Annotated in this window: 16 protein-coding genes; 6 read left to right on the top strand and 10 right to left on the bottom strand. The window is 67.6% G+C overall.

Annotation, left to right across the window (positions count from 1 at the left end):
- Positions 1-32: 32 nt before the first annotated feature.
- Complete coding sequence (locus ACK8OU_RS02475; RefSeq protein WP_410301766.1) at positions 33-731, bottom strand: fumarylacetoacetate hydrolase family protein; 699 nt, start codon at positions 729-731, stop codon at positions 33-35.
- A 206-nt stretch (positions 732-937) separates the two neighbouring features.
- Here ACK8OU_RS02475 and ACK8OU_RS02470 point away from each other — a divergent pair, with 206 nt between their 5' ends.
- Positions 938-1,453 (top strand): MarR family winged helix-turn-helix transcriptional regulator, encoded by a 516-nt coding sequence (locus ACK8OU_RS02470; protein ID WP_410301765.1) that lies wholly within the window; start codon positions 938-940, stop codon positions 1,451-1,453.
- Positions 1,454-1,477: 24 nt separating this feature from the next.
- Here the strand turns inward: ACK8OU_RS02470 and ACK8OU_RS02465 are convergent, their stop codons facing one another.
- From ACK8OU_RS02465 to gabT, 5 genes are all read right to left on the bottom strand, one after another.
- Complete coding sequence (locus ACK8OU_RS02465) at positions 1,478-2,899, bottom strand: Glu/Leu/Phe/Val family dehydrogenase (protein WP_410301764.1); 1,422 nt, start codon at positions 2,897-2,899, stop codon at positions 1,478-1,480.
- 78 nt (positions 2,900-2,977) lie between these two features.
- Positions 2,978-3,898 (bottom strand): phosphate acyltransferase, encoded by a 921-nt coding sequence (locus tag ACK8OU_RS02460; protein WP_410301763.1) that lies wholly within the window; start codon positions 3,896-3,898, stop codon positions 2,978-2,980.
- Positions 3,892-4,995 carry a butyrate kinase gene (gene buk, locus ACK8OU_RS02455; RefSeq protein ID WP_410301762.1) on the bottom strand — a complete coding sequence of 368 codons (1,104 nt, stop codon included), beginning with the start codon at positions 4,993-4,995 and terminating at the stop codon, positions 3,892-3,894. Before buk ends, ACK8OU_RS02460 begins: the two co-directional genes overlap by 7 nt.
- 3 nt (positions 4,996-4,998) lie before the next feature.
- Entirely contained in the window at positions 4,999-6,438 is a 1,440-nt protein-coding gene (locus ACK8OU_RS02450) for an aldehyde dehydrogenase family protein (protein ID WP_410301761.1), read from the bottom strand.
- Between the two features lie 73 nt (positions 6,439-6,511).
- Positions 6,512-7,807, bottom strand: coding sequence for a 4-aminobutyrate--2-oxoglutarate transaminase (gabT, locus tag ACK8OU_RS02445; RefSeq protein WP_410301760.1), 1,296 nt, complete (start codon positions 7,805-7,807; stop codon positions 6,512-6,514).
- A gap of 123 nt (positions 7,808-7,930) precedes the next feature.
- Between gabT and ACK8OU_RS02440 the strand changes: the two genes are divergently transcribed.
- The 4 genes from ACK8OU_RS02440 (at position 7,931) to ACK8OU_RS02425 (ending at position 11,734) form a co-directional block, all read left to right on the top strand.
- A complete protein-coding gene (locus ACK8OU_RS02440) occupies positions 7,931-8,506 on the top strand; it encodes a cupin domain-containing protein (protein ID WP_410301759.1) in 576 nt (191 codons plus the stop codon).
- A gap of 296 nt (positions 8,507-8,802) precedes the next feature.
- A complete protein-coding gene (locus ACK8OU_RS02435; RefSeq protein ID WP_410301758.1) occupies positions 8,803-9,822 on the top strand; it encodes a TRAP transporter substrate-binding protein in 1,020 nt (339 codons plus the stop codon).
- Positions 9,823-9,824: 2 nt separating this feature from the next.
- Complete coding sequence (locus ACK8OU_RS02430) at positions 9,825-10,349, top strand: TRAP transporter small permease subunit (protein ID WP_410301757.1); 525 nt, start codon at positions 9,825-9,827, stop codon at positions 10,347-10,349.
- Between the two features lie 65 nt (positions 10,350-10,414).
- A complete protein-coding gene (locus ACK8OU_RS02425; RefSeq protein ID WP_410301756.1) occupies positions 10,415-11,734 on the top strand; it encodes a TRAP transporter large permease in 1,320 nt (439 codons plus the stop codon).
- Between the two features lie 68 nt (positions 11,735-11,802).
- On the opposite strand, the gene ACK8OU_RS02420 is transcribed toward ACK8OU_RS02425, so the two are convergent.
- The gene (locus ACK8OU_RS02420) at positions 11,803-14,271 is read right to left on the bottom strand and encodes an AAA family ATPase (RefSeq protein ID WP_410301755.1); all 2,469 of its coding nucleotides are present in this window, start codon (positions 14,269-14,271) and stop codon (positions 11,803-11,805) included.
- 155 nt (positions 14,272-14,426) lie between these two features.
- On the opposite strand from ACK8OU_RS02420, the gene ftsH reads away from it, so the two are divergent.
- The gene (gene ftsH, locus ACK8OU_RS02415; RefSeq protein WP_410301754.1) at positions 14,427-16,289 is read left to right on the top strand and encodes an ATP-dependent zinc metalloprotease FtsH; all 1,863 of its coding nucleotides are present in this window, start codon (positions 14,427-14,429) and stop codon (positions 16,287-16,289) included.
- Here the strand turns inward: ftsH and ACK8OU_RS02410 are convergent.
- The 3 genes from ACK8OU_RS02410 to ACK8OU_RS02400 are packed head-to-tail and all read right to left on the bottom strand — an operon-like array spanning position 16,283 to position 19,503.
- Complete coding sequence (locus tag ACK8OU_RS02410) at positions 16,283-17,488, bottom strand: ABC transporter permease (protein ID WP_410301753.1); 1,206 nt, start codon at positions 17,486-17,488, stop codon at positions 16,283-16,285. The two genes, ftsH and ACK8OU_RS02410, sit on opposite strands and share 7 nt — an antisense overlap.
- A 1-nt stretch (position 17,489) precedes the next feature.
- Positions 17,490-18,254 carry an ABC transporter ATP-binding protein gene (locus ACK8OU_RS02405; RefSeq protein WP_410301752.1) on the bottom strand — a complete coding sequence of 255 codons (765 nt, stop codon included), beginning with the start codon at positions 18,252-18,254 and terminating at the stop codon, positions 17,490-17,492.
- A 1-nt stretch (position 18,255) separates the two neighbouring features.
- Entirely contained in the window at positions 18,256-19,503 is a 1,248-nt protein-coding gene (locus ACK8OU_RS02400) for an efflux RND transporter periplasmic adaptor subunit (RefSeq protein ID WP_410301751.1), read from the bottom strand.
- Between the last annotated feature and the right edge of the window lie 69 nt (positions 19,504-19,572).

The following is a 19,572-nucleotide window of genomic DNA, read 5'->3' as shown; positions in this document are numbered from 1 at the left end:
GCGCGATGCGATGGGGGCCGATATCGCGCGCCTCACTCTGCCGGACCAACCGTCAGGCGCACCGGGTCCAGCCCCTCGATCACGCCGTCGATCACATCGCCGGGCTGCACCGCGCCCACGCCCGCCGGCGTACCGGTATAGAGAAGATCGCCGGGCCCCAGATGATACAGCGTGGACAGATGGCAGATCAGATCGTCCACCCCCCGGACCATGTCCGACAGATGCCCCGCCTGGCGCAGCGCGCCATTGACCCGCAGCGTGATCGCCCGCGCGCCCGGGGCGCCGAAATCCTCGGCCCGGGTGATCGGGGCGATCACGGCGGCGCCCTCGAAATCCTTGCCCGTGTCCCAGGGGCGGCGCTTGTCCTTGGCCGCCGCCTGCAGATCGCGGCGCGTCATGTCCAGCCCCGCCGCATAACCAAAGACCGCCGCGCGCGCCTGGGCCGGGGTCGCGCGAAACGCGGGCGCGCCGATCGCCACGACCAGTTCCATTTCGTGCTGATAATCGGCCGTGCCCGGCGGATAGGGCTGCACCGCACCCGACAATTCCACCGCATGCGGCGCCTTCAGGAAATAGAACGGCGCCTCGCGGTCCACCTCGGCGCCCATCTCGCGGGCGTGATCGGCATAGTTGCGCCCCACGCAAAAGATCCGGTGAACGGGAAACAACGCGCCTGTGCCCCGCACCGGAACGGTGCGCGGCGCGGGGGGGGCAAACAGCAGATCTTGCATCGGGCGTTCCTGTCGTGCTGGTCTGGCGGACGCGGGCATCCTGCGCCAGCGCACGCCCGATGCCAAGCCCCGGCGGGCAGCAAATCCGCCCCCGGAACGCCGCCCGGAACGCCGCCCGGAACGCCCCCTTGCGCATCGCATGACAAATCGGCGAGAAATCATGATGCCGGGCTGTGGCGGCCCGTGCCAACCGACAAGGAGGCAGCATGCTTGCGCTGCACGATTCACCGGGCCATCTGGCCCGGCGCCTGCACCAGATATCCACCTCGATCTTTGCCGATCGCATGGCCCGGCTGGGCGAGGACATCACCCCGGTGCAATATGCCTGCCTGGTGGCGCTGGTGGATTATCCGGGTCTGGATCAGGCCAGCCTGTCGGGGCTGGTGGCGCATGACCGGGTGACGATCGGCGGCGCGGTGGACCGGCTGGTCGCCAAGGGCTTCGTGCAGCGCAAGATCAGCCGCCGCGACCGCCGCGCCCGCGTCCTGACGCTCAGCCCCGGGGGGCGGGCCTTGCTGGACCGGATCGAGCCCGGGGTCCGGGTGATGCAGGCGGAATTGCTGGACGGGCTGACCGACAAGGAACGCGCCACCTTCCTGCGGCTGCTGCACAAGGCCGTCGCCGCCGGTAACACCCGCAGCCGCGCGCCGCTGCACCTGCCCGAAATCCCGGCAGACCCGGCATCGGACGCCCCATCCGGCGCGGCGGACGGGGACGGCTAAGCCCGCCGCCCCCGGCGCGGGACCTTACAGCCCCTTGGACCGATAGGCCTCGGCCACACGGCGGATCGCGATGCAATAGGCCGCGGTGCGCAGATCGCCCACACGCGGGTCATCATGCCACAGCGCCCGCATCGCCTGATAGGCCGCGCGCATCGTGTCATCCAGCCCCGATCGCACCAGTTCCAGTTCCGATGCCCCGTTCAGGAAGTCGCGCTTGAAACCCGGCGACAGGGTCCAGCCCAGGCCCTTGTCCGCGCTCAGCCGTTCCAGCTCGTTCACCAGCATCTGGTTGCGCGCCTCTTCATGGCGGCGCTGCATCCGGCCAAAGGGAATGTGCGACAGATTCTTGACCCATTCGAAATAGGACACCGTCACCCCGCCGGCATTGGCGTAAAGATCGGGGATGATCACCACGCCGCGATCGCGCAGGATCTGGTCGGCTGCGGCGGTGACGGGGCCGTTGGCTGCCTCAAGGATCAGCTGCGCGCCGATCCGCGCGGCGTTGCCTTCGTGGATCGCAGCCTCCATCGCCGCCGGGATCAGGATGTCGCAGGGCGTTTCCAGCGCGGCCGCGCCGTCGGGGGTAAAGCCGCCGCCGGCAAAGCCCTTGACGCCCCCGGTGGCGCGCAGATGCTCGATCAGCGCGGGAATATCCAGCCCCGCGTCATTCCTGACCGCGCCGTCGCGTTCCACCACGCAGATGATCCGGGCCCCGTCTTCCTGCGCCAGGAACCGCGCGGCATGGCTGCCCACATTGCCCAGCCCCTGCACCACGATGCGCTTGCCGTCCAGATCGCCCGAAAGACCCGCGCGCGCCACATCCGCCGGGTGGCGGAAGAATTCGCGCAAGGCATATTGCACGCCCCGCCCCGTCGCCTCGACCCGGCCAACGATGCCGCCCGCGTTCAAGGGCTTGCCGGTGACGCAGGCATGGGCGTTGATGTCGGTGGTGAACATGCGCGCATACTGGTCCGCCATCCAGGCCATTTCGCGCTCGCCCGTGCCCATGTCGGGGGCGGGCACGTTCTGGCTGGGGCTGATCAGGCCGCGCTTGGCCAGTTCATAGGTAAAGCGGCGTGTGATCTGTTCCAGTTCATGCGGTTCCCAGTCGCGCGGATCGATGCACAGGCCACCCTTCGATCCGCCGAAGGGGGTTTCCACCAGCGCGCATTTATAGGTCATCAGCGCGGCCAGCGCCTCGACCTCATCCTGGTTCACGCCCATCGCATAACGGATGCCGCCCTTGACCGGCTCCATATGTTCCGAATGCACCGATCGATAGCCGGTGAAGGTGTGGATCTGCCCGCGCAGCCGCACCCCGAAGCGCACGGTGTAGGTCGAATTGCAGACCCGGATCTTTTCTTCAAGACCCGGCGACAGGTCCAGCAGCGCCGCCGCCCGGCGGAACATGACATCGACAGAATCGCGGAAGGAAAGGTTCGGCATGGATCACCTGTTGGGGTTTGGAAACTGGGGTCAGCCGGGGGCCGGATGGGGCCCCCGCGCGTGGCATGTGGCTGCATGTCAGGCCGGCGCGGCCTGCCCTGCCAGAACGCAATGCGCCATGATCAGTCCGATCACCCGCCGGTCCGGCCCATCGGCGCGCGAATTCAAAAGCACCGGCGCCGCCGCGCCCAGCACCAGACTGCCGGTCTGCGCCTGGCCATGCAGCTTCCAGGCCTTGGCCGTGGCATTGGCGGCCTCGATATTGGGAAACAGGATCAGATCCGCCTGCCCCGCCACATCCGAACCACCCAGGCCCTTGGCCTCGGCCGCGGCGCGGCTGATCGCCACGTCATAGCCGAAGGGCCCGTCGATGATCAGCCCCGGCAGATCGCCCGCCTGCGCCATCGCGGCCAGCGCGGCGGCATCCCCGGTGGCAGGCTGGCGGTCGCTGACCTTTTCCGATGCCGCGATCGCTGCCACCCGGACCTGATCCAGCCCCAGCCCGCGAAACAGCGGCAGCGCGTTCAGCACGATCGCGCGTTTCTGATCCAGCGTCGGCGCGGGGATGATGCCATTGTCGGTCGCCCCGATCAGCCGCGGAACCGAGGGCATTTCGGCCAGCGTCAGGTTCGACAGGATACCGCTGCCACGGATGCCCGCGTCGCGGTCGACCACCGCGCGCAAATAGGCCGCGCTGTCCACATGACCCTTCATCAGCACCCGCGCCCGCCCCGCGCGCAATTCCGCCACGGCGGCGGCGGCGCAGGCGGCGGGGGTTTCGGCGGGCAACAGGCGGATGCGGTCGCGCAAGGCCGCAGGCAGCGCCGCCGCGATCCGGCCCGCATCCCCCGAAATCGCGGCGGTGGCGACCAACCCCGCCTCAAACCCCGCGATCACACCAGCCAGAACATTGGCATCATCGCCCCCCGCCACGGCCAGATCCAGCGGCGGGCGGGCGGCCATGGCCGCGCGCAGGGCGGCAAAGCTGCGGATCACCATGGCAACGCCCCGGCCGTCAGGGTGACGGGCCAGCGCATCGCCGCCTCGGCCCCCGACAGGACACGGGCGGCGCCTTCGGCCAGGGCGCGCGATTCATCCGACCCCGGATAGAGACGGATCGGCGCCAGCGCACCGCAGCGGTCGGCCAGGGCCTGCGTGATCCGCGCGGAATGGGCAACGCCCCCGGTCAGCACCAGCGCATCGGCGCGGAAATCCAGCACCGCGGCCATCGCGCCGATCGCCTTGGCGGTCTGATAGACCATCGCCTCCAGCACCAGATCGGCGCGCGCATCGCCAGCCGCGGCCATGGCTTCGGCCTTGCGGATGTCCTTGGTGCCCAGATAGGCAAAGACCCCGCCCTGACCGTACAGCCGCTTCATCAGCGTACCCTTGTCATAGCGACCGGAAAAACACAGCTCAATCAAGGGAATCGGCGGCAGCCCCCCGGCGCGTTCAGGCGTGAAGGGGGAATTTTCCATCCGGTTCGTGCTGTCCACGATGCGCCCGCCACGCAGCGCGGCGATGGAAAAGCCCGCGCCCATATGCGCCACCACGGCATTCGTCTGCGCGAAAGGCTTGCCCAGTTCCGCCGCCAGCCGCCGCCCGCAGGCGCGGATGTTCAGCGCATGCACGAAGGAAAAGCGCGCGATGTCGGGGCAGCCCGAGACGCGCGCCACTGCGGGCAGTTCATCCACGCTGACCGGATCGACGACATAGGCCGGGCATCCCGCCTGCGCCGCGATGGCATGGGCCAGCGGCGCGCCCAGGTTCGAGGCATGGTGATGGCGCGGCGTGTGCAGCGCGAACGCCACCAGATCGGGGCAGACCCCGATCACCCCCGCCGGCACCGGCGACAGCATCCCGCCGCGCCCGGCGACCGCCACCAACCGCGCGCCGTTCAGATGCGCGTCCAGAAAATCGCGCAGGCAGGCCGCGCGATAGCCCAGCTGATCGGCGATGGCGGCAAAGCCCGCCATCACCGTTTCATCATGTTCGATCGTCGCCTCATGCACCGGGCGCACCCCGGCGCCGTCGGGCGCGAACAGGCCCACCCGGGTCGTGGTGGTGCCGGGGTTGATCGTCAGGATCAGATCCATGGCTCAGCCCGCAAAGCTGTAGGCGGTTTTCACTGTGGTATAGAATTCGGCCGCATGGCTGCCCTGTTCGCGCGGGCCCAGGCTGGACCCCTTCCGCCCGCCGAAGGGGACGTGGTAATCCACCCCCGCGGTGGGCAGGTTCACCATCACCATGCCCGCCTGTGCATGACGCCTGAACGCGCGCGCATGGCGCAGCGAACTGGTGCAGATCCCGGCGGACAGGCCAAAGTCGCTGTCATTGGCCACGGCCAGCGCCTCGTCGAAATCGGCGACCTTGATGACGGTGGCGCAGGGGCCAAAGATTTCCTCACGCGCGACCCGCATGGTGTTGCTTGCCCCCACGAACAGCGCGGGGCGCTGGAAGAATCCCTCGGTCGGGCCATTCAGCCGCTCGCCGCCCAACACCTCGCAGCCCTCGTCGCCGGCCAGGCCGACATAGGACAGGTTGCCCTCCAGCTGCGACAGGCTGGCGACGGGGCCGATCTGGCTGGCACTGTCCAGCGCGGGGCCCACGCGCAGCGCGGCGGCCTGACGGGCCAGTTCCGCGACAAAGGCGTCATGGATGCCCGCCTGCACGATCAGCCGCGACGAGGCGGTGCAACGCTGGCCGGTGGAAAAGAACGCGCCGTTCAGGCAGACGGACACGGCGGTGGCCAGATCGGCATCGTCCAGAACCACCATCGGGTTCTTGCCGCCCATTTCCAGCTGCACCTTCTTCATCTGCTCGGCCGCGCGGCGCGCGATCATGCGCCCGGTGGGCACCGATCCGGTGAACGAAATCCCGCCGATCAGCGGATGATCCAGCATCGCCGCACCGACCGTGCTGCCCGGCCCCATGACCAGATTGAACACGCCCGCGGGGCAACCCGCCTCATGGATGATCCGCGCCAGCAGATGCGCGGTCCCCGGCGTCAGATCGGCGGGCTTCAGCACCACCGCATTGCCATAAGCCAGCGCCGGCGCGATTTTCCAGGCCGGGATCGCGATGGGAAAGTTCCAGGGCGTGATCAGCCCGACAACGCCCAGCGGTTCGCGCGTGATCTCGACATCCACGCCCGCCCGGACCGAGGCCAGCGCCTGGCCGGGGATGCGCAGCGCCTCGCCCGCGAAAAACCGGAAGATCTGCGCCGCGCGGCGGGTTTCGGCCACCGCCTCGGGCAGGATCTTGCCCTCTTCGCGCGCCAGCATCGTGCCGATTTCGGTGGCACGCGCCTCGATCAGGGTGGCGATGCGATCCAGCAGGTCGGCGCGCGGCTGGGGGCCCGCGTCAAACCAGGCAGCCTGCGCCTGGGCCGCGGCCTCGGCGGCGCGGGCCACATCCTCGGCATTGCCCGCGGCGTAAAGCCCGATTTCATCGGACAGATCCGAGGGGTTGCGGTTCATCGTGGCGGTTTCACCCGGGCACCAGGCCCCGGCAATAAGGTTCAGATGCGGCTGGGTCATGGGGCCTCCGGGCGACAGGGGCACGCGCCGGATCGCTCCGGCACGGGCCTTTACAGGGTTCGGGTCGGGTGGTTCAGGCGGCCTGTTTCATCATCGCCGCCTCGATCGAGGCCTCGATGATGTCCAGCGCCTCATCCAGCTGATCCATCGGAATGGTCAGCGGCGGCAGCAGGCGGATCACGTTATAGCGCGTGCCGCAGGACAGAAGGATCAGGCCGCGCGCCTCGGCCTCGGCCACGATCGCGCTGGTCAGCGCCGCGTCGGGGGCGTTGCTGGCGCGGTCGGTCACCAGTTCAAACGCATTCATCGCGCCCAGACCCCGCACCTCGCCGATGCAGTCCATACCCTGACGCGATGCGATCTGGGTCAGCCGGGCGCGGATCTTTTCACCGATCTGATCGGCGCGCTCGCACAGCTTTTCCTCGTCGATCACATCCAGAACGGCATGGGCCGCGGCCACCGCCAGCGGGTTGCCCGCATAGGTGCCGCCCACCCCGCCGGGGTTCGGCGCATCGACGATCTCGGCCCGCCCGGTCACCGCCGACAGCGGGAAGCCCCCCGCCAGCCCCTTGGCCATGGTCACCAGATCGGGCACCACGCCCGCATGTTCGCAACCGAACATCCGCCCGGTGCGCGCCATGCCGGCCTGCACCTCATCCAGGATCAGCACGATGCCATGCTGGTCACAGATTTCGCGCAGGCGGCGCAGGAAACCAAAGGGCGCGATGGTGAAACCGCCCTCGCCCTGCACCGGCTCGACGATCATCGCGGCCACGCGTTCAGGATCGACCGATGAGGCGAACAGACGGTCCAGATGGCGCAGCGCCTCATCTTCGCTGACGCCATGCAGCGCGTTCGGGAAGGGGGCATGGGCCACCTCGGGCGGCATCGCGCCAAAACCTTTCTTGTAGGGCGCGACCTTGCCGGTCAGCGCCATGCCCAGCAGCGTGCGGCCGTGGAAGGCGCCCGAGAATGCGATCACCCCCGACCGCCCGGTAAAGGCCCGCGCCATCTTGACGGCGTTTTCCACCGCCTCGGCGCCGGTGGTGACCAGCATCGTCTTTTTCTCGAAATCGCCGGGCGTGGCCGCGTTCAGCCGTTCGGCCAGCCGGACATAGCTTTCATAGGGCGCGACGTGGAAACAGGTATGGGTGAAGGCCTGGGCCTGTTCGGCCACCGCCGCCATCAGGCGCGGGTGGCGGTGCCCGGTGTTGTTCACCGCGATTCCGGCGGCGAAATCGATGAACCGGCGCCCATCGGCATCCCACAGTTCGGCATTTTCGGCGCGGGTGGCATAGATGCCACGGGTGGAAACACCGCGCGCGACAGCGGCGGATTTGCGGGCGGACAGTTCGGCATTCGTGGTCATGGCACACTCCCTGCTATGCTTCGAATCAACCCTACATTCGCGCAGGATTTTGAGCAAGGGATTCCTGCCAATTGCACAAGCGATTGCGCAGCCCTATCTTCGCCACAACAGACAGGAGGCCCCATGCAGGATTTCGACGTAGGCGCGCGACTAAAGGAAATGCGGGTGACGGCAGGCATGTCGCAGCGCCGGCTGGCGGAATTGTCGGATGTACCGCATGGGCAGATTTCGATGATCGAAACCAACCGATCCAGCCCCTCGGTCGCCTCGCTGCGCAAGATCCTTGGCGGGCTGGGCGTCACCATGTCGGAATTCTTCGAACCCGACAGCGGGTCCAGCAGCGCGGTCTTCTTCAAGCCGGGCGAGCTGCGCGACCTGACCTCGCGGCTGTACAGCACCTTTGAGGCGCAGGGCCGCATCACCCTGCAACAGGTGGGCGACGCGCGGGCGCACAACCTGCAGATCCTGTATGAACGCTATGAACCGGGCGCGGATACCGGCGAGACCATGCTGGAACATGTCGCCAGCGAAGGCGGCATCGTCATCGCGGGTGAGCTGGAAATCTCTGTGGGCGAGCAGACGGCGATTCTGAAGGCGGGCGACAGCTATCTGTTCAACTCGACCCAGCCGCACCGATTCCGCAACATTTCCGACCGCGAATGCGTCGTCGTTTCGGCCTGCTCGCCGCCATACCTGTGATTCTGACCGAAGATGGCACGAAATTCTGACGATCTGACAGGCGTTTGCGCAAAATATTACGCACAAACTGGAAAATATCTTGCGCAAAATTCTGCGCAGCCCTAGGAATCGGCTCTGAGGAGTTGAGGGATTTTCGGCCCCCTGCCACCGGCAAGAAGACCGGCCAGGGGATGCCTGAAATCTTGCGCGGCCTGCACCGGCCTGCCGGGGGGCTGCATAATCGCATGGCACGGAAGACAAGCCCGGCGGCTGTGCCGGGCGCCGGTCCTGCCATGCCCTGACGGGAGAGGAAGACCATGACCCCCACCAAGACCTTCGGCCGCATCGCGACCGGCCTTGCCGCCGCCCTGCTTTTGGGCAGCGCCGCGCTGGCCGACACCACGCGCATCCGGTTCCACACCTTCTACGGCACCGAAATCGATGATATCGCGAAGAAATTCCGCGACACCGTCGAGGAGAAATCCGGCGGCGCGCTGAAGATCCAGTATTTCCGCGGGGGTGAGCTTGTCGCCTCGGACCAGTTCGTCGACGCCATCGCCAAGGGGTCGATCGATGTGGCCTATGGCGTGGGCAGCTATTGGCCGGGCATGATCGACATCGGCAATATCGAGGCGGGCCTGCCGGGCTTCTGGACCTCCAGGGACGAAGCCGCCGCGATCCTGGAAAGCGACACCTTCCTGGCGATGCTGGACGAGGCCTATGCCGAAAAGGGCGCCAAATTCATCGGCCGCGGCTATGGCTCGGATTATGACCTGCTGACCAAGGCCCCTGTGACCAGCCTGGACGATCTGAAATCGATGAAGATCCGCGCCACCGGCCAGGTCGCCAAGGTGCTGCAGGCCTTTGACATTCCCACCGTCTACCTGCCCGCGCAGGAACTGTATATCGGCCTGTCGACCGGCGTGATCGACGGCGCGATCTATGGCGGCCCGGTGGAATACGAACAGCTCAAGCTGCATGAAGTGGCGAAGAACTACACCTTCCTCAACATGCTCAACCCCGGCTGGACCGATACGATCATCGCCAACCCCGCCGTCTGGGATGGCCTGTCAGACGACCACCGCGCGATCCTGAAAGAGGCGATCGATCAATACGCCGCCGACATCCACGCCTGGCTGGAAGAGGGCAACGACAAGATCATCGAGGCCGGTGACGGCGGCATCTTCACCTTCGCCACCCTGCCCGCCGAAGATTCCGCCCGCCTGACCGAGGCCGCCCAGGGCGTCTGGCAGGAAGAGGCCGCGAAATCCGACCGCAATGCCAAGGCGATCGAGATGATGGTGGACAACGCCAAGGCGCAGGGCCGCCTGAAGTGAGCGTGCTTGCCCGATATCTCGTGGCACAGGATGGTCTGTCCGACTTTGTCGGACGGGCCATTTCCTGGCTGACGCTGGTGATGATCGGCGCGCTCGTCTGGGAAATCGGCGCGCGCTATTTCCTGAACGCCCCCACCGTCTGGGCGCATGAACTGTCGACCATGCTGTATGGCGGGTTCTGCATCCTGGCGGGCAGCTATACGCTGCGCCATCAGGGCCATGTCCGCTCCGAGGTTGTCTATGGCCTGCTGCCCCCGCGCGCCCGCGCGGCCTGCGATGTGGTGGTCTATGTGCTGGCGCTGGTGGTGCTGGTGGTGTTTCTGGACATGGCGATCGATTTTGCCGCGACCTCCTGGGCCGCGCGCGAATATTCCGCCCGCTCGATCTGGCAACCGCCGCTTTATCCGTTCAAGTCCGTGCTGCCGGTGGCGGTGGGCCTGCTGGCGCTGCAGGTCGTGGCCGAATTGCTGCGCGCGCTGGTCCGGCTGGCCGGGCGCGATGATGAACGGCTGGCCCCGCGCAACTGACCGCGGCGGATCTGAACCCTTCCCTTTGACCTGACGCGCCGCCCGGCGCAGACAGGAGGATACCCATGGTCGATCTTGATCCGATGACCATTACCGCAATCATGTTCGCATCCATGCTGGTGCTGATGATCCTTGGCGCGCCGCTGGCCTTTGCGCTGATGATTTCGGGCATGGGCGCGGCCTATATGATGTTCGGCCCCGGCGGGCTTGACCTGCTGGTCGCGTCCGCCTTTGGCGCGATGGACAATTTCCTGCTGGTGTCGCTGCCGCTGTTCATCTTCATGGGGCTGGTGCTGGAACGGTCCGGCATCACCGACGATCTGTTCGCCATGATGCACAAGCTGATGGGCGGCCTGCCCGGGGGGCTGGGCGTCGGCACGGTGCTGATCTGCGCGATCATCGCGGCGATGGCGGGTGTGTCGGGGGCGGCCACGGTGTCGCTGGGCATCATCGCGCTGCCATCAATGCTGCGGCGTGGCTATGACAAGCGGCTGGTCACCGGCACGATCATGGCCGGGGGCGCGCTTGGCTTTCTGATCCCGCCGTCGGTGCTGATGATCATCTATGCGTTCCTGGCGCGCGAATCCGTGGGCCAGCTGTTCGCGGCCGGGCTGATCCCGGGGCTGATGCTGGCGGGGATCTACATCGCCTATATCCTGATCCGGTGCGGCCTGCGCCCCGAAATGGGCCCGCCCGCGCCCGTCCATGAACGTGTCAGCGGCGTCGAAAAGCTGAAGGCGCTGCGCCATCTGGTGGCGCCGGGGCTTTTGGTGGGGGCGGTGCTGGGCTGCATCATCGGCGGCATCACCTCGCCGTCCGAGGCCTCGGCCATCGGTGCCTTCGGCGCGCTGGTCATCGCCGGGCTGCGCGGGCGGCTGGACTGGCCGATGCTGAAATATGTCATGCTGTCCACGACAAAGCTGATGGGCATGCTGATGTGGATCGCGCTGGCGGCGGTGTTCTTTTCCAAGATCTACGTGGGCCTTGGCGCCGGATCGGTGGTCAGCGACCTGATCGACGATTTCGAGGTTTCGCCCATGGCGGTGATCGTGGCGATGCTGGCGGTCTATTTCGTGCTGGGCATGTTCCTGGACGATTTCGCCATCGTCTTCATCACCGTGCCGATCTTTGTGCCGATCGTGCGCGAACTGGGCTTTGACACCACCTGGTTTGCGGTGCTGTTCGTGCTGTCGATGCAATCGGCCTATCTGACGCCGCCGTTTGGCTACAACCTGTTCTACATGCGATCGGTCGCGCCGAAAGAGGTGACGATCACCGATATCTACATGGCCGCCCTGCCCTTCGTGGGGCTGCAGATCCTGGGCCTGGCGCTGGTGGTGATCTTCCCGCAGATCGCGCTGTGGCTGCCCTCGGTGCTGTTCTGACCGCAGGCGGCCGTGCCACTGCCGTGTAAAAGAACGCCCCGCCGGACCGATCCGGCGGGGCGTTTGCATCAGCTGTCCTCGGCCCCGGTGGTGGTCACGGTGATCTCGGGCTGGGCAAAGCCGCGCCGGGCCTCGGCAAAGTCCAGCAGGCGCACCTCGACATTGCCGTTGACCGTGCCGACCGGGAATTCGTCATTCATCCCGCGCACGCCCGCGGGCAGGCCGGTCAGGATTTCCATCGCCTGATCCACATGCGAAATCGCATGGATCTGGAACTGGCCCGCCGCCACCGCCGCCACAACATCGGGACGCAGCATCAGGTTGTCGGCGTTGCGCCGCGGGATCAGCACCCCCTGCCGCCCCGTCAGGCCTTGCGCGCGGCAGCTGTCGAAAAACCCTTCGATCTTTTCGTTGATGCCGCCGACGGGCTGCACCTCGCCCATCTGGTTGATCGATCCGGTGACCGCGAAGGATTGCGACAGCGGCACCTCGGCCAGCGCCGACAGCAGCGCGCACAGTTCCGCGACCGAGGCGCTGTCGCCCTCGATCCCGCCGTAGGTCTGTTCAAAGACCAGGCTCGCCCACAGCGACAACGGCTCTTCGGGCGCGTAGCGGGTGGACAGGAAGCTGGACAGGATCAGCACCGCCTTGGAATGGATCGGCCCGCCCAGCTTGACCTCGCGTTCGATGTCGATGACCTGGCCCGCGCCCACCCGCACGCGCGCGGTGATCCGCACCGGCCAGCCAAAGCGCGCCCGGCCCAGCTGCGCCACGGTCAGCCCGTTGACCTGCCCCACCACGCTGCTGCGGGTGGAAATCAGGATCGTGCCGCGCCCGATCATGTCCTGCATCCGTTCGCGCGGCCGATCGGCACGCCGTTCGGCGGCACGCTGCGCGGCCTCGACATGATCGGCGGTGATCGTGGCCGCCCCGGCCTGCCCCGCCAGATGATCGGCCTCGCGCAGGATGTCCCACAGCGCGCTCATGCGCAGCGACAGGCGGGTCTGGTCCTCGGCCATCCGCGTCGCCGCATCGGCCATCGCGGCCACGCCGTCGCTTGTGACATGGCGCAGCTTTTCATCGCGCACGATCTTGGCCAGCATCCGTGCCAGCAGCCGCAGCGTTTCGGGATCGCGCGTCATGTCGTCGCCGAATTCCGCCGCCACGCGGAACAGTTCGGAAAAGTCGGGGTCAAGGTCTTCCAGCAGCAGATGCAGCAGCCGGTCGCCGACCAGCACCACCCGCACATCCAGCGGGATCGGGTCCGGTTCCAGCGTGGTGGTGGCGATCAGACCCATCCGCTCGGCCGCGGTGATGACATGCACCGCCGCGGTTTCCAGGCAGCGTTTCAGCGCATCCCAGGCGAAAGGCTCGGACAACACGCGGCGCGCATCCAGCAGCAGATAGCCGCCATTGGCCCGATGCAGCGCCCCGGGGCGGATCTGGGTGAAATCGGTGACCAGGGTGCCCATCGTCGGCAGGTATTCGATCCGGCCCGTCAGATTGGCCAGCGTCGGCAGGGTTTCCACCACCACCGGCGCGCCCTGCCCCGGATCCTGCGCGACCGAGACCACGACATTGACGCCATAGCGATGAAAGCGCAGGTCGTCATGCACCCGGGCGCTGGCCACCGGAAAGGGGCCGTCCTCGCCGCGCGCGCCGGCCTTCAGGAACAGTTCGGCATTGGCGATGATGTCGGCGCGCACCGCCTCGAAATAGGGCGCCAGAACCGCGATTGCACCAAAGGCGGCGGTGGCCTCTTTCATCGCGGTCGCGACCGCCGCCTCGGCCAGTTCGGCATTCAGGCGCGTCACCTCGGCGCGGTGTTCCTTTTCCAGCCGCGGCAGGGCGGACAGGAATTCCTCCAGTTCCTGTTCGGTATCGGCCAGATGCTTCTGGATCCCGGCCCGTTCGTCTTCGGGCAGGCGGGCGATCGCCTCGGATTTCAGCACCTCGCCTTCCTTCATCGGTGCCAGGGCAAAGCCCATCGGCGTGCGCAGGATCGCCACATCGCGGTCGCGCGCGGCCTCGCCCAGGGCCTTGAAGGCGCTGTCGCGCCGGCCCGAGAATTCCTCTTCGATGGTGGCGCGGCGGCTTTGATATTCCTCGCTGTCGAACAGCGCGGGGATGTCATTGGCCAGATCGTCCACCAGTTCGCGCATCGCATCGCGCAGCCGCGGCCCCACCCCGCGCGGCAGGCAGATCGCGCGCGGCTTGTCGGGATTGTCGAAATTGTGGACATAGATCCAGTCCTGCGGCGCGGGCCGCGCGGCCGCCTCTTGCTGCAGGATGCGCAGCACGGCGGAATGGCGCCCGGTGCCTTCGGGACCGTGGACGAACAGGTTGAAGCGGCGATGGCGCATCCGCGCGGCCAGGCCGATCGCCTCGATCGCGCGGTCCTGCCCGATGAAATCGGCCATCGGCTCCAGGGTTTCGGTTGTATCGAAATCGAAGGTCGCGGGGTCGCAGACCGCCCGCAGCTGTGCCGCCGACAGGACCGTGCCCGCGTGATCGTCGCCACCCTTGCCCACTGCCATCCTCCATTCCAGCCATTCCGTCACCCGAAGCCTAGCATTCTGGCGCGAAAGGGAAACCCGCCTTTCGACCCGATCGGCGCCCCTGGGCTTTATCGCGGGGCCAAAGCGGCCTATCGTGGCGCCAGACAACGGAAACAGGCACGGCGGGGGCGGCGATGGACAAGGAAAAGCAGTTCCACATCTGGTATGTGCTGATGGGTTTCGTGGCACTGCTGCTGTTCCAGGAATGGCTCAGCGGTGCGGCCGTGACCGAACGCATCCCCTATTCGCGCTTTCTGGACATGCTGGAACGCGGCCAGATCGCCGAGGTTCAGGTGACAACCGAACAACTGTCGGGCCGTTATGCCGAACCCCAGGACGGGCGCACCAATTTCGTCACCAATGTCGTGCCCAAGGATCTGGCCGATGCGCTGTCGCGCAATCAGGTGGAATTCGACGGCACGGTGGAAAACACCTTCATCGGGGCGCTTTTGTCCTGGGTGATGCCGGTGATCCTTTTGTTCGCGCTGTGGTCGTTCTTCTTTCGCCGCTTCGCCGAAAAGCAGGGCTTCGGCGGGGTGATGAACGTGGGCAAGTCAAAGGCCAAGGTCTATGTGGTAAAGGACACCGGCGTCACCTTTGACGATGTGGCCGGCGTCGATGAGGCCAAGGCCGAACTGAAGGAGATCGTGGATTTCCTGCGCGAGCCGGAAAAATTCGGACGGCTGGGCGCGCACATTCCCAAGGGCATCCTGCTGACCGGCCCGCCCGGCACCGGCAAGACGCTGTTTGCCCGCGCCATCGCGGGCGAGGCGGGGGTGCCGTTCTTCTCGATCTCGGGGTCGGAATTCGTGGAAATGTTCGTGGGCGTGGGCGCGGCACGGGTGCGCGACCTGTTCGAACAGGCCCGCAAGGCCGCGCCCTGCATCATCTTCATCGACGAACTGGATGCGCTGGGCAAGCGGCGCGGCGTGGGCGGATTTGGCGGTGGCCATGACGAAAAGGAACAGACGCTCAATCAGTTGCTGGCCGAACTTGACGGATTTGACCCGCGCGAAGGCATTGTCCTGCTGGCCGCGACCAACCGCCCCGAAATCCTTGACCCCGCATTGATGCGCGCGGGCCGCTTTGACCGGCAGGTGGTGGTGGACCGGCCCGACCGCACCGGCCGCGCGGCCATCCTGCGGGTGCATCTGCGCAAGGTAAAGGCGGCGGGGCTGGATGTGGACCAGATCGCCGCGCTGACGCCGGGCTTTACCGGGGCGGAACTGGCCAATCTGGTGAATGAGGCCGCCATCCAGGCCACACGCCGCGGCGCCGGGGCGGTCACGATGGAGGATGTGACCCGCGCCATAGAACGCATCGTCGCGGGGCTGGAACGCAAGGGCCATCTGCTGAACCCGCGCGAACGCGAAACCGTCGCCTGGCATGAAATGGGCCATGCGCTGGCCGCCGCATCGTTGCCCGGGGCGGACCCGGTGCACAAGGTCTCGATCATCCCGCGTTCGGTGGGGGCGCTGGGCTATACCATGACCCGCCCGACCGAGGACCGTTTTCTGATCACCGGACAGGATCTGGAAAACCGGATGGTGGTGCTGATGGCCGGGCGCGCGGCCGAGGATCTGGCCCTGGGCGAAATTTCCACCGGCGCGGCCGATGACCTGGCCCGCGTCACCGACATCGCGCGCCAGATCGTCACCCGCTATGGCATGCACCCCGATCTGGGCCAGGCGGTGCTGGAACCCGAACGCGCCAGCTTTCTGGGCGAAGACCGCATGTCCCTGTCGCCGCGCGACTATTCCGAGTCCACCGCGCGTGAGGTCGATCTGGCCGTGCGCGATCTGATCGACCGCGCCTTCGCCCGCGCCCGCGACCTGCTGGAAACCCGCCGCGCGGATCTGGAGGCTGGCACCCGCCTGCTGCTGGAACGCGAAACGATCACCCCCGACGATTTTCCGGCGCTGCGTCCCGCGGTGCCGCCCGCTGCGCCGCCGACCACCGCGCCGGCCCCCGGGCTGCGGGGCGCGGACGGTCACTGATAGCGCAGCGCCTCGATCGGGTCGAGCCGCGCGGCCCGGCGCGCGGGGAAAAAGCCGAAGATCACCCCGACAAAACCCGAAAACAGAAAGGCCAGTGCCACCACCCCAAGGCTGGGCGAAAACGGGATCACCATGATCCGCGCGGCCACGAAGGCCAGCCCCAGCCCCAGCGCGATGCCCAGAACCCCGCCGATCACCGACAGCACCACCGCCTCGACCAGGAATTGCGTCATGACCTGCGCCGCACTGGCCCCCACCGCCAGCCGGATGCCGATTTCGCGCGTCCGCTCGGTGACCGACACCAGCATGATGTTCATGATGCCGATGCCCCCCACCAGCAGGCTGACCGCGGCGACAGATGACAAAAGCCCCGTCAGCACCGCATTGACCGAAGACAGCATTGACGCGATCTGCGCCATGTCCAGCACCGAGAAATCATCCTCTTGCCCCGGCGCGATGCGGCGGCGTTCGCGCAGCAGCGCCTCGACATCGCGGATGCCGCGCGCGGTGGACACGCCGGATGCCAGCGCCACCGACAGGGTCGACACATCCTGCGTACCCAGAAGCCGTCGTTGCACCGCGCGGACCGGCATCAGGATGAAATCGTCCTGATCCTGCCCCATCGCGCCGGCGCCCTTGGCCTGCAGCAGGCCGATCACCTCGCAGGAAACGGTCTTGATACGGACCACCGCGCCGGTCGGGTCGGTGGCACCGAACAGCGCCCGGCGCAGGCTTTCGCCCAGGATGCAGACGGCGGCGCCCGCCGCCTCTTCGCCCGGGGTGAAGGCGCGGCCGCGCAGCACCGTCCAGTTCGACACCGCCAGGTAATCCGCCGTCGTTCCGGTGACCGAGGTGGCGACATTGGCATTGCCGAACACCGCCGTCTGCCCCGTGGTCACGATCGGCGCGACCGCCTCAACCGCGGGCAAATCGGCCAGCGCCGTGGCGTCGCGCAGGCCAAAGGCGGGGGCGCTTTCGCGCGTGCCGGGGCCCATCATCTGCTTGCCCGGCCGGACCATCAGCACATTGGTTCCCAGGCTTGCCACGCTGGCGCGCACCTGTTCGGACGACCCCTGCCCCACGGTCACCATCGCGATCACCGCCGCCACCCCGATGACCACGCCCAGCACCGTCAGGAAAGACCGCAGCGCGTTGCGCGTGATCGCCTGCAGCGCCAGGCGGATGGTTTCCCACAGCATCTCAGCCGCCCTGCCCGCGCGGCGCCACCGGCTCATCCCGGGCCAGGCGGCCATCGACAAAGACCACCAGCCGCCGGGCAAAGGCGGCCATGTCCTCTTCATGCGTGACCATGACGATGGTGATGCCCTCATCCCGGTTCAGCCGGGTCAGCAGGTCCATGATCTCATGCGATCGCTGGGTATCCAGGTTGCCCGTCGGTTCATCCGCCAGGATCAGCATCGGGTTGCCGACCAGCGCGCGGGCAATGGCCACGCGCTGCTGCTGGCCCCCCGACAATTGCGAGGGATCATGCCCTTCACGCCCGCCAAGGCCCACCTTGTCCAGCGCGGCCCGCGCCTGGGCGGCGCGTTCGGCCCGCCCCAGCCCCTTGTAGATCAGCGGCAGTTCCACATTTTCCAGCGCCGATGTGCGCGCCAGCAGGTTGAAGCCCTGAAAGACGAAGCCCAGATATTCGCGCCGCAGCACCGCGCGCTGATCGCGGCTGAGCCCGGCCACCTCGACCCCGTTGAACAGGTATTGGCCCGCACTTGGCCGGTCGAGGCAGCCGATGATGTTCATCGCCGTCGACTTGCCCGACCCGGACGGGCCCATGATGGCGACGAATTCGCCCTGCCGGATCGTCAGATCGACCCCGTCTACCGCGCGCACCTCGGCCTCGCCGGTGCCGTAGACCCGGGTGATGCCACGCAATTCGATCAGCGGCGGGCCATCGGATCTGGCGTCGGATCGGGCGTCGGATCGGGTGGCAGTCGCGGCGGCGGCCATGCTACGGCCCCCCGGTCTGGTCGGTGATCACCGCCTCGCCCGCGGCCAGATCGCCGGCCAGGATCGCGGTGTGGCGCCCGTCGCTGTCGCCCGGCGTGACCGCCACCTCGACCGCCGCGCCCTCGCGCAGCACCCAGACCGACCGCTGCGCCCCGTCATCCGCCCCCCCGGTGCCGCGCGGGCGGGCGGGCATGATCATCCCGATCAGCCCCGACCCCGTGGCGCGTTCGGTTTCCACCACCTGCGGCGGGGCAAAGCGCAGCGCGGCATTGGGCACGCGCAGCGCATCCTCGACCCTGGAAACGATGATCGTGGCGGTGGCGGTCATGCCGGGGCGCAGCGCCAGATCGGCATTGTCCACCGAAAGCACACCCTTGTAGGTGACCACCCCGTCCGTGGTTTCGGGGGCAAAGCGCAGCTGCACCAGTTCGGCGGCAAAGGCACGGCCCGGATAGGCATCCACGGTAAACCGCGCCGGATTACCTACCCCGACGCGGCCGATGTCGGCCTCGTCGATATCGACGCGCAGTTCCATCCGCGCCAGATCCTCGGCCAGGGTGAACAGCGTCGGTGCCTGCAGCGTTGCGGCAACGATCTGGCCCGCCTCGGCGGCACGGTCCAGCACGATCCCGGCGATGGGCGAACGGATCGCGGCATTGTCCAGATCCGCCCGGCGCAGCGTCAGGTTGGCCTCGGCCAGGGTCAGATCGGCCCGCGCCATGTCCAGCGCCGCGCGCGCGCGATCGAAGGCGGCCTGCTTGGCCACGAATTCACGATGCGTGCCGACGCCGCGTTCATCCAGCTGGCGCTGCGAATCATAGTTCACCTGCGCCTCGGTCAGGCTGGCCTCGGCCTGGGCGACCTGGGCGCGCGATGCCGCCAGCGCGGCCTCGGCATTGGTCAGCTGGGCGCGCAGCTTGGTGTCATCCAGCCGTGCCAGCACCTGCCCCACCGCGACGCGGTCGTTGTAATCCACCTCGACCGTGGCCAGCGTTCCCGACAGTTCCGACGACACCGCGACCTCGGTCGTGGGCTGCACCGTGCCGGTCGCGGTGACAGTCACCACCAGCGGGCCGCGCGTGACCGGCTCGGTCAGATAGCTGACCGATGCGCCCTGCCGGGCCGATTGCAGCCAGAAGGCGCCACCCAACGCCAATGCCAGCAGCGCCGCCGCCCAAAGCCACCAGGGCCTGCGCCGCGCACCTGCGGCGGCAAGGGTGCGGGCGATGTCGTCGCGCGACTGGCTCATGCGGTCGTCCTTTCGGGGGCGGGGCTTTCGGGGGCGGGGCGTCCTTTCGGGCCCGGCTGTCAGGGCATG

This window comes from Pontitalea aquivivens, from assembly GCF_046507575.1.
GTDB lineage: Bacteria > Pseudomonadota > Alphaproteobacteria > Rhodobacterales > Rhodobacteraceae > Pontitalea > Pontitalea aquivivens.
This window is presented reverse-complemented; position numbering and strand designations above follow the sequence as displayed.